This window comes from Paenibacillus sp. strain BS8-2 (genome assembly GCF_054483835.1).
Map to the genome: position 1 here is coordinate 112,620 of NZ_CM137010.1, position 13,902 is coordinate 126,521.

13 protein-coding genes are annotated in these 13,902 nt (G+C 46.9%); 6 read left to right on the forward strand and 7 right to left on the reverse strand.

The window, feature by feature from the left end; genetic code table 11:
* The first annotated feature begins 112 nt into the window (after nt 1-112).
* The 4 genes from ACX1C1_RS00415 to ACX1C1_RS00430 are packed head-to-tail and all read left to right on the forward strand — an operon-like array spanning nt 113 to nt 4,288.
* Entirely contained in the window at nt 113-1,666 is a 1,554-nt protein-coding gene (locus tag ACX1C1_RS00415) for a spore germination protein (protein WP_458955230.1), read from the forward strand.
* 56 nt (nt 1,667-1,722) lie between these two features.
* Nucleotides 1,723-2,868, forward strand: a complete 1,146-nt coding sequence (locus ACX1C1_RS00420) for a Ger(x)C family spore germination protein (RefSeq protein WP_458955231.1) — start codon at nt 1,723-1,725, stop codon at nt 2,866-2,868.
* 28 nt (nt 2,869-2,896) lie between these two features.
* A complete protein-coding gene (locus tag ACX1C1_RS00425; protein WP_458955232.1) occupies nt 2,897-3,145 on the forward strand; it encodes a hypothetical protein in 249 nt (82 codons plus the stop codon).
* 48 nt (nt 3,146-3,193) lie between these two features.
* On the forward strand, nt 3,194-4,288 hold the full coding sequence (locus tag ACX1C1_RS00430; protein ID WP_458955233.1) for a GerAB/ArcD/ProY family transporter: 1,095 nt from the start codon (nt 3,194-3,196) through the stop codon (nt 4,286-4,288).
* Nucleotides 4,289-4,306: 18 nt separating this feature from the next.
* Here the strand turns inward: ACX1C1_RS00430 and ACX1C1_RS00435 are convergent, their stop codons facing one another.
* From ACX1C1_RS00435 to ACX1C1_RS00455, 5 genes are all read right to left on the reverse strand, one after another.
* Nucleotides 4,307-5,362, reverse strand: a complete 1,056-nt coding sequence (locus ACX1C1_RS00435) for a leucine-rich repeat domain-containing protein (RefSeq protein WP_458955234.1) — start codon at nt 5,360-5,362, stop codon at nt 4,307-4,309.
* A gap of 22 nt (nt 5,363-5,384) precedes the next feature.
* The gene (locus ACX1C1_RS00440) at nt 5,385-5,744 is read right to left on the reverse strand and encodes a hypothetical protein (protein WP_458955235.1); all 360 of its coding nucleotides are present in this window, start codon (nt 5,742-5,744) and stop codon (nt 5,385-5,387) included.
* Between the two features lie 83 nt (nt 5,745-5,827).
* Nucleotides 5,828-7,447 carry an ABC transporter ATP-binding protein gene (locus tag ACX1C1_RS00445; protein WP_458955236.1) on the reverse strand — a complete coding sequence of 540 codons (1,620 nt, stop codon included), beginning with the start codon at nt 7,445-7,447 and terminating at the stop codon, nt 5,828-5,830.
* The gene (locus tag ACX1C1_RS00450) at nt 7,431-9,224 is read right to left on the reverse strand and encodes an ABC transporter ATP-binding protein (RefSeq protein WP_458955237.1); all 1,794 of its coding nucleotides are present in this window, start codon (nt 9,222-9,224) and stop codon (nt 7,431-7,433) included. Before ACX1C1_RS00450 ends, ACX1C1_RS00445 begins: the two co-directional genes overlap by 17 nt.
* Nucleotides 9,225-9,372: 148 nt before the next feature.
* Nucleotides 9,373-10,080 (reverse strand): stalk domain-containing protein, encoded by a 708-nt coding sequence (locus ACX1C1_RS00455; RefSeq protein ID WP_458955238.1) that lies wholly within the window; start codon nt 10,078-10,080, stop codon nt 9,373-9,375.
* 206 nt (nt 10,081-10,286) lie between these two features.
* On the opposite strand from ACX1C1_RS00455, the gene ACX1C1_RS00460 reads away from it, so the two are divergent.
* Complete coding sequence (locus ACX1C1_RS00460) at nt 10,287-11,699, forward strand: PepSY-associated TM helix domain-containing protein (protein ID WP_458955239.1); 1,413 nt, start codon at nt 10,287-10,289, stop codon at nt 11,697-11,699.
* A 22-nt stretch (nt 11,700-11,721) separates the two neighbouring features.
* Entirely contained in the window at nt 11,722-12,222 is a 501-nt protein-coding gene (locus ACX1C1_RS00465; protein WP_458955240.1) for a FixH family protein, read from the forward strand.
* Nucleotides 12,223-12,360: 138 nt separating this feature from the next.
* Here ACX1C1_RS00465 and ACX1C1_RS00470 read toward each other — a convergent pair whose 3' ends face one another.
* Together ACX1C1_RS00470 and ACX1C1_RS00475 are read right to left on the reverse strand one after the other, a co-directional pair.
* Entirely contained in the window at nt 12,361-13,092 is a 732-nt protein-coding gene (locus ACX1C1_RS00470; protein WP_458955241.1) for an ABC transporter ATP-binding protein, read from the reverse strand.
* Nucleotides 13,085-13,897, reverse strand: a complete 813-nt coding sequence (locus tag ACX1C1_RS00475) for an ABC transporter permease (RefSeq protein ID WP_458957556.1) — start codon at nt 13,895-13,897, stop codon at nt 13,085-13,087. Before ACX1C1_RS00475 ends, ACX1C1_RS00470 begins: the two co-directional genes overlap by 8 nt.
* Between the last annotated feature and the right edge of the window lie 5 nt (nt 13,898-13,902).

The window sequence follows — 13,902 nt, forward strand, 5'->3', positions numbered from 1 at the left end:
ATCCGTCCAGAAATTAGCAAGATAAGCGATGCAAATGTTTTGTCGTATAGTGTCAACTAAGAGAGGAAACACTGGAATAAATAGGGTATTAATTTGAGGGGAGGACAAGCACATGGGCAACGATGCTGGCCAAACATCATCCGATTCTACTCAATCCACCGTGTCAGGCGGAAAAGACACCACATCGTCCGGCGATCAACCAAAGCAGCCTATCTCCATTGCGCTCAATGACAACATAGTCGAGCTGAAACATATATTCGAGGGCGCCGAGGATCTAATCGTACGGAACTGGAGCTTCGGCGACGATTATCAAGTGAATGCCTGTTCCATGTATTTCAGCTCGCTGGTACAAGAAGATCCAATTAATTATATGAAGCTGTCTTTGCAGGATTTGAAAACCCATGAAATCGGCACCGGGCAGGACCTCACCGTCGAAGATTTTCGCGGTTTTTTTGAGCATAACGGCGCGTCCGCCAAAAAGGCGATACTCCGGGACGATCTGGAGCAGCTTGTCATCGATATTTTGAGCGGCCAGGTCGTTATCCTTCTGGATCAATGGGACAAATCCTTAAGCTTTAGAGCCGAGTCCGTAGAAACGAGGCAAGTCAACGAGCCGGTCAACGAATCCGTTGTGGTCGGCCCTCGCGAGAGCACCGTCGAAAATTTACAAAAAAACATCGGACTTATCCGTTTGCGGCTCAAAAGCCCCAAGCTTAAAATCCACTTTATGAGCGGCGGCGGAGAAACACGCACAACGATCGCTTATGGTTATATGGACGGCATTGTTGACAACGAGATGCTTCAGGAATTCAAGAAAAGAACGGAACAATTATCCACGGTCGAAATTTTAGAATCCACCTATATTGAACAATTAATCGAGGATTCGAATATGTCGCCATTTCCGCAGCATCGTTATACCGAACGAACGGATGTAGCCGTCTCAGCCTTGCTTGATGGAAAAATAATCGTGATGGTGCAAGGCACCGGCGGCATCTTGTTATGTCCGGGGCTGTTTCCCGAATTTTTTCAGTCCAGCGAGGACTTTTACCAGCGCTCATTGATTTCCACACTGATACGATGGCTTCGCATCGTGGCCTTTATAATTGCTCTAATGCTTCCAAGCATCTATATTGCTTTGTCGACCTTTCATCCCGAGCTCATTCCGACCGTTCTTCTGTTGGCCATATTAAATGCGAGGGAAGGCATACCGATGCCCGCTTTTTTTGAGGCCTTGTTAATGGAATTTTTTTTCGAGCTTATGCGCGAAGCGGGCGTGCGGTTGCCCAGGCCGGTTGGTTCGGCCGTCAGCATCGTCGGGGCGCTAGTAATCGGGGAAGCGTCGATCAGCGCCGGCATCGCATCTCCCATCATGGTTATCGTCGTGGCGTTGACAGGCATTGCCTCCTTCTCGCTGCCGCAGTACAGCATGACGATCGCACTTCGTATCTTGCGTTTTCCGCTCATGATAAGCGCCGCTATTCTCGGAGGCTTCGGCATGATGATATGCCTGTTGCTGATTCTATTGCATTTAAGCAAGCTACGTTCGCTTGGCCAGCCTTATATGGCGGGACTAGCCCCACTTCGAATAAGCGATCTGCGAGACATCTTTATGCGAATTCCGCTCAAAACGCTGCTGCGCGTTCCTCGTAGTACGCACAAGCGATAAGAGCTATACATGAGCGTTGTTACCATTACTTTGTTTGAGTGGAGTTGGGCCTAACGATGATCGTATGGAAAAAAGCGGCGTTGCTCCTCTTGCTGATCCCGTTGCTCGCTGCCTGCTGGAGTAAATACGAGCTGCCTGAACGAGCGTTCGTGATGGGGGTTGCGCTGGATTTGCGAGACGACGGAAAGCTGGAGATGTTGACACAACTGTACAGGCCCTCATCTGCCGAAAGCGGCAGCGGCCCCTCCACTTCCATCGATTCCAGCATCAATATAAAAACAGTCGACAACTCGGTAATGGAGACGATCAGGGACATTCCGATTCATCTGGGGCGCAAAGCGCAATGGAGCCATATGAGAGTCATCATCGTAGGCGAGAAGCTTGCTAGAACACATCATTTGATGAAGACGCTGGATTTGTTTATTAGAGATCATGAGCCACGAAATAGTGTTTCCATTATGATCGCCAAAGGAAAAGCGGCCAAGCTGCTCGAGAAAAAACCGCTCGCTGAACAAACGACCTCCCAGCAATTTTTAAGAACAAACGAATCGGCTTACGTGAATTCCGCCAAAACGCTTCGCACAACCCTGCTCGATTTGGCTAAGGTGTCTAAAAGTCAGACGCAAGCCGGCGTCATTGGTTATGTTTACGAGGATCCAAAATCACCGGAGTATTTCTCCGCGGCTGGTTTGGCTCTTATTCAAGACGGAAAAGTAAAATCAGTATTGACCGCCGGCAAAGCGGAAGGCCTGTTAATGCTGCGCAATGATTACAAATCCGGGGTGGTGGAAATACAATGCTCCGACTCCTCCGATTTGGAAACCGCAGAGGTGCTTTCGCTGCAAACGGTGCTCAAGCCCAAAATATCCGGTGAAGAGATCAAACTTGAGATCAAGATGGAAGGCTCGATTACCATCAATGAGCTCAAATGCTCCAAGCTGGATACGCCTAAAGCCGAGCAAGCTTTTTTGGAAAAAGTCGAAGAAAGCTTAAAAGGCCAAGCCGCTAGTGCGATGGATACCTTGCAGCAACGGGAAGTGGACGGGATGGGCCTCGGAAACCTCATCTACCGTCATCATCCAAAGCTGTGGAAGGGGCTAAAAACCGATTGGAATCAACGTTTTGCCGCCGTTCCATATACGATTTCGATCAAGATCAAGCTCATTTCCAGCGGTACGATCAGCAGCAAGATACTGTCTTAATCATGTACGACAGGAGGAAAAGCAAATCATGTGGGAAAGAGCGCTCATATTAACCGCCACATTGTTTAGCATGCTGCTGTATGACGGGATAACTCTAAGAGGAAAGCAAACGGCCAAATCCAAGTTTATCTACGGGGTCCTATTGGCGCTCATCCTCTATACAGGGCTCGATTATGTTGTTAATCAGGACTGGGTGGACTATCTTGACTTCGTGCAAGCATCGCTCGGCGGCGTGGCGCAAGCAATCGATGCGGCGTTAAAAGTACAATGGGATTAACATTCGGAGATGTTTGGAGATATGGGGCTAAGGAGCTTGGAGTAAACAATGAACAAAACGACGATAAGCCATATCCAGATCGGGGTCTTATTTTTTGTATTTATGACGGGGTCCTCTATCATTAATATCCCCGGCCCTCTCATCGCCAGAGCTGGCAATGCCGCTTGGCTCTCCTTGTTGATATCGGGGGGCGCAGGCTTCTTGCTGCTTGCCATGATTCTTTTTTTGTATCGCCGATATCCGGAGCTTAGCTATATCGAATTCAGCCGCAAGCTGATCGGGGATTTCCCAACCATCGTATTGGGACTGCTGTCGCTAACGTTTCTTTTTCAAATGCTTGCAGCAATGGTGATGGATGTAGGTATATTCATGGTCAGCTCCATGCTGAGGGAAACGCCGATTTATATGTTTACCTCCATGATTTTGCTTGTATCCGCTTTGACCGCAAGAGCAGGCATCGAGGTTATGGCAAGGATGTTTGTGTTTATTGTCATGGTTACCGGTTTGTTTCTTATCGCGACCTTCTTGCTGGCTACAACGGACTATGTGCCTGAGCAATTGCTGCCCATTTTTCCAAACGGGATCAAGCCTGTACTGCATGGCGCTTACTTTTCCTTTGGTTTTCCGTATGCGGAGGTATTCGTCATTGGATTGCTGATGCACCATACCGCCGCCAAAAATCGCAAACAGTTGCCAGCTACTCTAATGATTGCGCTAGGACTCAATGTATTTATATTATGCGCAGCGTCGGTCGCTGCGCTAATGATGTTTGGCATATATGCGGGCGACATCCCTTATGTGCTGTATGCGATGGCGCGCATCGTCGAATTTCAGGAAATTATACAGCGTATCGAATCCATCATCGGCATGTCGCTTATACTTGGCTCTTACATGAAGTCGACGGTCACGCTGTATGCGATCAGCCTTGTGATCTCTAAACTTTTTAAGATGGACGATTACGCGCCGGTCGTTATGCCGGTAGCCCTGCTTACCTTCTTTATGGGACTGGTTACCTTCGAAGGGCCCGCCGGCTGGGGGGCGATCGTGACCGCCGTCCACCCGCTTTGGGCCGCTATCGTATTCGTAGTTCCACTGCTCGTATTAACCGTTGCCGCGGCGATACGGAAGCAGCCGAATTGTTGATCGCGCATAAGCAGGCCATCATTCCGACTCATTCGCTTCCCATAATGAATCTTTGGAGATGTTTATGTATTCCAGTTGCTTCATACCTCCGAGAAACTCGGGTTTCCCTTGGATCATACACATTCCCAGATTCAAAACACGAAGGTTTCTCAACCTCGCTAGCTCGGGTGGCAGCTCATGGATCGCAGTGTATTGGATCGTAAGGTGTTCCAACTGCTCCAATTCTCCAATTTCAGGTGGAATGTGGTCTAAGCTGATTTCTTCCTTTCGTTTAGGCCGCCAACCAGCAGTCGGTCGATCCGAGCTTGCGCATATGATACTAAGCTCCTTCAGATTCTTGAGCTTGGCAATGGATGCCGGAATACGCTCCAATTCAGCCGTCATAATTCTCAAGCGCTCAAGCTTGCTTAGCTCGAACAACCCTTCTGGCAAACGATAAAGATCCTGTTCAAAAATTTCCAGCTCACGCAGTTCAGTCAGCTCCCGGAATCGATCAGGTAGCTCGGACAGCTTATGTCCGCTTATCACCAGCTTGTCTGTTTGGTGCTTAATGGCATCATCTAAGAGCCGATCAAGTTCTCCATGAGCCTTTAATTCAAAAAATAGTCCTGTAATGCTATCCATCAGTGCGATTGCTTCTTCCTCTGTCACGTCCATACCATACATGTGTTCATGTGCAATGGAAAACAGGTAGTCCCCGCCGCCTTCCTTCAAGAAGCATAGATCTTCCGGCAAGGCAGGATATATCCAATCCGCCAATCGATTTGCGTATTGCTTCAGCAGGATCCCGCTGTCTGCGCAGCATCTATATATATAGTAGGTCCCAGCAGAGTAAAAAGCATGGCTGCGATAGATATTCCTTATTTGCACAAATTCATCCATATGATCATCCAGGCTCGGAATGACGATTGTCTTAATCAAATACGGCTCCAACGCTTGCAACACACTTCTATACTGGTCCGATGATTCCGGGGCAAACATCTTCTCCCCAAGGACAAAACATTCTGTATTACGTATCGCTAAATCTATCACTTGTTGGTAGGCATCGCCTCTAGGGTCGGTATATAACCTCATGATAACAATCTCCATCCCAATATTAATGCTTAACAAATTCAGTTGATACGATGGTTTTGTTCCACTCAATCTGAATTGTGTATGAGCCAGGCTCTAATCTCGAAAATGTTTTTATATCTGTGTAGTCCTCTCCCGGCTCCAACTCGATGTAGTCTTTAATCGGGACCCCACCTTCGTCTACTACTTCGTTGCTCTTTAACAACTTATATTTGACTCCGCCAACAACAGTAACTACTTGTTCACTTTGATTTTTGAAAGAATACGCAACTTGAGTATCGGAACCTGAGTTATCTATCATAATAGAGCCTATTAAATCAGACTGATTTGTATCTCTATTTGACCCCATATTGATCCCTGTGCAGCCTGAAATAATTATATACAATACGATCACCAATACTACAGTGAACTTATAGTTAATTATGAATACCACCTCCAAGAATCGTTCGTCATCGCCTCATATCAATGTTACAGGACAATCTTCATCTCAGCATTCTCCACCGTTGATAATCGATGTGCAATGATGATCGTTGTTTTGTTGTGGCGTAACGTATCGATGTTGCCCATGACACGCCTCTCTGTCTCCAAATCTAGCGCGGAGGTCGCTTCGTCCAGAATCAACACTTCAGGATCTCCAATTATCGCTCTCGCTAATGCGATTCTTTGCCTTTGACCACCAGATAATGTAATACCCCTTTCTCCCAAAATCGTATCATAGCCATCTGGAAACTCCAAAACCGTCTCATGGATCTCGGCATCCCAGCATGCTTGCTCCAGTTGCTCTTGCGAATAATCCCTTCCCATCAGGATGTTAGATCGGATCGTGTCAGGAAACAGATACGGCTCTTGGAACACTGCATTCACCTTGCGCGCCCAATCCGCTCTATGAATTCTGCTTAAGGGTATACCATTAACTTCAATATTCCCTTGATCAGGCTCATAGAATCGCAGCAATAATTGAGTGATCGTGGACTTGCCGGAGCCGCTTTCTCCAATAATGGCCACCTTTTTCCCTGTCGGAATCTCCATTGATACCGACTCAAGAACCCTTCGCTTGTCATCTCTGTATGAGAAACTGACATCCCTAAATACGATGCTTTGAATGGATTTCACGATTGTAGAATCTCCGCTTTCCATCTGTTCTCCTTGAATGATCTTCTGCGCTTTGTACATTCCGCCGTAGGATTTGGCAAACTGCATGAGTGAGTTGTACACGCCTTGAATAGATCCTAATAATTGAACAGAAAGCTGATAGAATACAACAAATGTGCCGATCGATACATGCCCAAGAATGACTTGATACCCTCCGTATCCAAGAATCAGCAAATGACTGCCCCAACGTAAAGGTTCTGAGATGTTAAGCTCCCTTTTTTCCAGTGTGAGCATCTCAAATGCTTTGTCCATGTACGTTTGAAAGCTATGCTTGAGCCGCTTCCTTTCCCATTGCTCCTTATGAAAGGCAATAACTTCTCTTGAAGAAGAAACGCCTTCTTCGATATTGATATTGTGCTGGGCTTTCAACTCGTTTCGTTCAATAGACAGTTGTTGCGTCTTGGAACCAAAGTATTTTCCTTGAACAATATAAAGCACGGATAACGGGATGATGAGCGCTAATAACTCCGGCATCACAAATCCGACGATGGCTACTAGCAAACTTAGATTAAGCAGCTTTTCTATTAATCCAGGAAAGGTCCAAATATAAACATTTTTTGAATTCATAAATTCGTTTAAATAAGACACATAGCTGCCGGTTCGTTCCTTTTGATAGTCATATACGGGCATTTGGTGGAGGAACCCCATGTATTCCTTTCTCATCATGAGTCTTAATTGATCGGAGGCGCGTTCAAATAAAATATCCTTAAAACACCAAGAGGCTATATACGTACATGCCATCACAACAAAGAAAATTAAAAAAAATGGAAACAATTCATACTTACCTGCAACAAAAACATCATCAATCATATATTTCTGACTAATCGTAATAAGCAAATTGGTGACAACAGAGATGACCAACAGCACTAATGCGCTCATATAGATATATTTGACTTGTGCTATATACCTGAAAATCCATCTAAGTGTTTGCACCATGGCTCTTCTCCCCCATTAGAAGCTGATAAAAAGCACCCTTCCTTGCAAGCAAGGTCTCATAGGTTCCAGCTTCAGCAATTTCTCCATGTTCAATCACTATGATTTTGTCAAAATCCTGAATCGTAGAAATACGATGCGCTACCGCAATCATCGTCCGACCTTTAAACAGCGTATCCAAAGCATCTTTGACCGCTTCTTCATTCTCATGATCAAGAGCGGATGTCGCTTCATCCAAGATGATGATAGCTGGATTCTTCAAGACCATCCTAGCGATAGCGATCCGTTGCCGTTGACCACCCGAGAGCTTACTCCCGCGCTCTCCCACGACAGTGTTGTACCCATGGGGCGTTGCCATGATAAATTCGTGAGCTGAAGCTGCTTTTGCGGCAGCAGTAATTTCTTCATCAGTCGCGTCATCTTTGCCGAACCTAATATTCTCTTTAATCGTACCTCCAAATAAGTAGGTTTCCTGGAACACATAACCTATGCTCTCTCTTAATTGTTTGAGTGAGAGCTGTGTCAATTGAATTTGATCTAAGTAGATTGCTCCTGCAGTCGGGTCATAAAATCTGGCCAACAGCTTAATTAAGCTGGATTTCCCATGTCCACTCGTGCCTACTAACGCAACTTTTTCCCCTGGCTGTATCGAAAAGCTTATATTCTGCACGATCGTTGATGAAGATGTGTAGCCGAATCGCACATTACGAAATTCTATTCCACCTTTAACCTCAGGCAATTCTACTGGATGGCGGGCTTCTTCCACCTCGGGGGTTAGCTCCATAAAGTGATAGAGTCGTAGACACTGCTGCAACAGCACTCGCTGCTCGGTTAAATTCGTGATCAAAATCGTAAGATCAAACATCACCTTGTAATAAAGAATGGTGAATGCAATAAATTCTCCAATCGTTAACAGTCCGTTAGATACAAAATAGTAGCCCATTATAAACATTAGCACGCCACTCAAATAAACGGCGATACGACGGAATGCCCCTCGATAATTAATCAGCTTAAAGTATATAACATTGATGGATGCGGTCTTTCGATCCTTGCTAAGCAGCTGCTCCAAATCCCAGTGCTCTTGTCCATACGCTCTTAGTTCAAGCAATGCGGAGATACTATCATATTGACTTTTGTTTAGATCCGAATGTGACGCAGCAAGAAGCTGGGCATACTGAGCGGATTTCCGTTCAAAATAGGGGCCAATCAAATAATAGATGATGATGCTAGGAAGAAACACGAGAGATAGCTGCCAATTGAGCATCGCCATAAATAGATATGTGACCAAGAAAGTAATCCCGTACTGAATAATGGTCGGAAGATATTGTCGATTGATCTTCTGAATTGCTTCGACCTCTGTATGGAACAAAGAATAAATCTCGCCAACTGGATATTTTTCATAGAATGAATACCCTAGCCTTCTTATTTGCTGAAATACACCTAATTGTATATCTCCTGAAACCCGCTCTTGCATCTTGCGATCCGACACATGCTTCAAGATCGTGGCGATGATTACGATGACGACAACGCCTGTTAGAACGATAAGTATTTCCCGGTATCTGGTCACATCTTCGGAGGGTAGAACCTCATCAACAAGAACTTGAATAAATTTGGGTATCGTAATTTGTGAGAAAGCGATCAGCAGTCCTAAGAATAGACTAAGTGCAAACAATCCCTTATACGGCTTAAGAAAGCCCAGCGTCCACCCGTATAATTTCGTTAATTTGGGTTTTTTACCGGTACTTAACTGATTTCCCGTTTTTATTGCAGCTTGTTCCATGAGCTCACCCCGTTTTATATCATTCTACATTGATATGGTAATATCATCCATAAATATTTAATCTGTCCGATAAAATAATGAAGCTGCCGGTTAGCAGCGGCAGCTTCATGGATGTGGATATTCAATTTTAGTTGTTAATGCCAGTGAATTAACGTTGTTTTCTAAACGTATTTAAGATCTTTGCTATCTCCGATTTATTGTCTTCATATTTGCTTTTTTCAACAAACACCTCGATTACATAATATTCTTTCGAGTTATTGCTGATCATTATTGCTCTTTGTGAATGAGAGTCATTGGATACATAATCTAACAATTGTCCTTTTAATCCGTCTAATTCAATTGTCGTAGTATTGACAAATTCAACGTATTTGGCGAGCTCTTCTTTATTTCTAGCAACCAAATCTTCTAAGCTGGCTCCCTCTGATTCTCTTATTTCAAAATTGACCCCCATAAACGAGTTGCTATATATTTTTTTAATTGGAGTCAAATAGCTTGGGCGCCAGCCTCCGTTTATTTGAATATCAACGAAGCTAGTAGTCGTGTAGTTATTTAACTGCATACTGGAGTATCCCAGTTTTGCCGTTCTAGTTTTTCCATCCCACTCAACAGGCAGCCCCACCGCTTCAGCTACCGCTCTAAGAGGCAAATATGTACTGTCTTTGTAATTAATTGGAGTGATTGGATTCCCATTCAAATCTAGAGGTTTGTAATCCGAACCATGAATAGTCAGCTTAATATCCGTATCCAGATATGCAATGATTTTTTCGAAGTTTGAACTAGCTGCAGCCCCTATGGAGCCTCCCAAAATTAAAACACCAACCAGTATAAAACTAAAGAGAAGCTTATTCATCTTCATTGTGTTCCATCCTTTTTCTCATATTTGAAGCATCTTTAACGATACCACATATTGTAATTTAACCGTTAGACTTTTCCATAATTTCTTTGCACAATTCGTCCACAAATCCCCTCTGCATGACTCCAAAGAGCTATAGATAGAACAAGCTCATTCCTCTTATAATTACGATCGTACGATCATTGTGAGTCAACCCTTAGGAGGTCCCCATGAACCCCATTATTCACTCTGCTCCAGAGGTTAAAGCCCCTGAAGCCAACAAGCCATCGTCGAAGCTGCTGTCAGGACTCTATTCATCCGTTTGGAGATGGCATTTTTATGCTGGGATCATATTTGCCCCATTCCTCATCATTCTGGCATTGAGCGGCTCCGTCTATTTATTCAAACCTCAGATCGAAGGATATCTCTACAAGGATATGCTGATAGTACGCGAGGTCGGGACCTCGGCCATGTCCCCCGATGCCATTGCAGCCAAGACAGAGAAGGCTTATCCCGGTACAACCATCTCTTCCATTACGTTCTCGGATGATCCTAAGGCAACCGTCAAGCTCTCGGCAAGCCGGGATGGTTCGCCTACGACGATGTATGCCGACCCCTATACCGGCAACATATCTGGCATGTTGAACAGCGACAAGACATTCACAGCCTTTTTCAAAAAAATGCACAGTGAGCTTGTCATTGGCGGTACATGGGCCAATCGTCTCGTGGAGCTTGCAGCCTGCTGGGCGATCATTCTCGTCATGACCGGCTTGTACCTGTGGTGGCCGCGCAATCGCTTCCAGATTTGGGGAACGATTCTGCCTCGGTTCAGCAAGCCCGGCAGCCGCCAATTCTGGCGCGATCTTCATGCCGTGCCCGCCTTCTGGCTGTCGCTTTGTATCGTCATTCTAATTGCAGGCGGTCTGCCATGGTCAGGTGTGCTTGGCGGGCAGATCGACAAGCTGGCCAATTCGACGAATTCCAATTATCCGCCTTATGCGCTCAGCTTCATGGCCAAGCCTGATTCCGTTACCGTTACCAAGGACATAGCCGTGGATGTACCATGGGCTTCTGAGAATCTCCCCGTGCCGGAATCCGTCGCAGGCGGCTATGTCAAGCTGGCCCTCCTGGATATCGCAGGCATCGCCGACAGTCAACAAATCGCCAAACCTTATACGATTTCGTTACCTAGAGGGGAGACCGGCGTCTACACGATTACCACTTCCCACACACGTCCGGGCGATAATGCAACCTTACATATTGACCAATATAGCGGAGCCGTGCTGACCGACGTTCGGTTTGCTGACTACGGTCTCATGGCCAAAGCGATTACGATGGGCATTGCACTCCATGAAGGCCGATTATTTGGAGTTGCCAATCAGATATTAGGTTTGATTACCGCCTTGGGTGTCGTACTGATGGCTGTCAGCTCCTATGTGATGTGGCGGAAACGCAAGCCTGGCGGTAAGCTCGGAGCTCCTTCGCGCGCCAAGGACAAACGTGTTACGATTGGCGTGCTTGTCATCATGCTCGTTTTCGGAGCGCTGATGCCTCTTGTCGGAGCATCTATTCTTGTCATATTAGTGCTGGATCTGCTTATCATACGACAAATAAAGCCGCTAAGAGCCTGGTTCTCGGCATAATGCAGAGGGAGGATGATCAGACATGATGAAACGAACACTTTGGCGAGCTTCAATCGTTGCTATGGGCCTTGCCTCCAGCCTGCTGCTCGGCGCCTGTACAGCGCAGACCGGCAATCTGGACGAACATGGCTTGCGGCCGCATCTAAACGTAGACCTGCAAATTCCAGCGAAGCTAAAGCTCCATCAAGAAACAACCTTCTCCATTGCGCTCGCACAAGGAGGTAATCCTGCAACGGCGGATTCTGTAACCTTCGAATTCTGGCCTGAAGATAATCCCGAACATAAGGTATTCGTTGATGGTGTTCAAGACGGGGAGGGCGTCTACATCGCTTCTTACGACTTGCCCGATACTGGCATCTACGTCGTGCGCTGCCTCGTGACGTCAGGGACCATGAAGGCGATGCCGGCCAAACGTTTCGCCATCGGCGAAGAAGCTGTGCTTCATCTCGCCGCAATGGAGAAACAGGGGGATTCAGGAGATGCTGGAGATGGGGATAACGCTTCTGGACATCAACATCATTAAGCAATAACGCAAAGCCTATGCTCAGACAAAAAGGACCTCAATCTCCATCGTATCGTGGAGGTTGAGGTCCTTTGACGCGTCCATTATGGGTACGATCGCTGCATCCACAAGCAATCAAGCGAACGGCGCGATCAGACATTATCCCTGCATGCCAGCCAGACCGAATAGCTGACCGAATGCAGTCTGCAAGCCCTCGGCGCCGTAGCCCTTCCGAATTTCTTCGGTCCCACCGTCTAACACTATGCTTCCACCCTGCAGGAACAGGATCCGGTCCGAAAGCGACTCTGCGATAGGCAGCTGATGGGTGGAGAACAGCACCGTGCTCCCTTCTGCGACCGTCATGCGAACAAGCTCAACAAACGTCTGCATCCAATAGGGGTCAAGTCCATTCGTCGGTTCGTCCATAATTAGCAAAAGCGGCTTCGCAAGCAGCGCTTGTGCGAACAAGACTCGCTGTCTCATACCCTTAGAGAAGGATGCAACCGGCTTGGCGCCGGTATCTGACAGACCTACAAGCGACAGCACCTCTGCCGCCCTTGTCTTGCCCAGTCCGCGCAGGCGTGCCCAGAATAACATCGTCTCCATGGCCGTCAGTCCTGCGCTGAATTTGTAATCATCTGGCATGTAGCCAATCTTATCGGCATAGGCCTGTCGATTGCTTCGCCAATGAACGCCGTCCACTGTTATGGAGCCGCTCGTTGGAAGCATGATGCCTGCCAACATACGAATCAGCGTACTCTTGCCTGCGCCATTGCCGCCGCATAACGCCACTGCCGTTCCCCGTCCGATGTTCAGGCTTACGTTCTCAATCACTGTTTTGCCATTGTAAGCTTTATGCACGGATTGTAATTGTACACACGAATCAGCCACGTCCTCTCCTCCTTTCCCATACCGCGTACGAGACGATCAGAACTGCTCCGATCCAGAGCAGAGAGATAACCGCAAATGCAGGAGTTCCCCAAGGTGAGGTTATCCAAGTAATCCATTGGTAATATTCGGGTCCCAGCGTAGATCCGCCTCCAAGCTTCGTTACGGTAAATAACCTCGTCAGCTCGGCCGGATTGAGAAACGTAAGTACGGTGATAGCCGGTTTGATCCAGAGATACGGTATCATGCCAAGCGCTGCGATCAATAATGAGGGCCATGCAATTATGGCAAAAAACCACACGCCGACCGCTACGGTCAGAGCTTGCCATCGATTGCGTGCCAGCGTTCCGACAAGCATAGCGATCGCTAGAAAAAATAAGGACAGGCATGTCGCAAACAGCAGTAAACGAAGGTACGCGCTCCATTCGAAGCCGCCACCGAGCAGCAGCCCCGCCGTCCCAGACACGCCGAAGCCAGCCGCAACGATGGCTAGCAGAACAATGGATAAACCAGCGAACTTGCCGGTCATATAAGCTCCGGTTCCAAGTGAATAGGTAGAGAGCAGCTCCCAGTTTCCCTCTTCCTTATCGCCGGTAAGCGAGAAGGAGCCCAGCATTAGAGCCATCAATGGGAGCAGATACAGCGTTAAATTTAACATCGTGCCGCTCACCCCGGAGTACCCGGTGACATAGCTTTGGGCATTAATGAGCAACAAACTCAACATGAACAGCGTAAAGAGGGCCATAAAAGAATAGGCCCATGGATTACGGAATCCGATTTTCAATTCTCTTGCAGCGACGTGTACCATCAGCC

Bases quoted from the DNA above. Each gene is read 5' to 3' on its own strand.
- ACX1C1_RS00460 (WP_458955239.1), top strand. From the start codon at position 10,287: ATGAACCCCATTATTCACTCTGCTCCAGAGGTTAAAGCCCCTGAAGCC.
- ACX1C1_RS00455 (WP_458955238.1), bottom strand. From the start codon at position 10,080: ATGAAGATGAATAAGCTTCTCTTTAGTTTTATACTGGTTGGTGTTTTA.
- ACX1C1_RS00420 (WP_458955231.1), top strand. From the start codon at position 1,723: ATGATCGTATGGAAAAAAGCGGCGTTGCTCCTCTTGCTGATCCCGTTG.
- ACX1C1_RS00465 (WP_458955240.1), top strand. From the start codon at position 11,722: ATGATGAAACGAACACTTTGGCGAGCTTCAATCGTTGCTATGGGCCTT.
- ACX1C1_RS00425 (WP_458955232.1), top strand. From the start codon at position 2,897: ATGTGGGAAAGAGCGCTCATATTAACCGCCACATTGTTTAGCATGCTG.
- ACX1C1_RS00475 (WP_458957556.1), bottom strand. From the start codon at position 13,897: ATGGTACACGTCGCTGCAAGAGAATTGAAAATCGGATTCCGTAATCCA.
- ACX1C1_RS00435 (WP_458955234.1), bottom strand. From the start codon at position 5,362: ATGAGGTTATATACCGACCCTAGAGGCGATGCCTACCAACAAGTGATA.
- ACX1C1_RS00450 (WP_458955237.1), bottom strand. From the start codon at position 9,224: ATGGAACAAGCTGCAATAAAAACGGGAAATCAGTTAAGTACCGGTAAA.
- ACX1C1_RS00430 (WP_458955233.1), top strand. From the start codon at position 3,194: ATGAACAAAACGACGATAAGCCATATCCAGATCGGGGTCTTATTTTTT.
- ACX1C1_RS00415 (WP_458955230.1), top strand. From the start codon at position 113: ATGGGCAACGATGCTGGCCAAACATCATCCGATTCTACTCAATCCACC.
- ACX1C1_RS00445 (WP_458955236.1), bottom strand. From the start codon at position 7,447: ATGGTGCAAACACTTAGATGGATTTTCAGGTATATAGCACAAGTCAAA.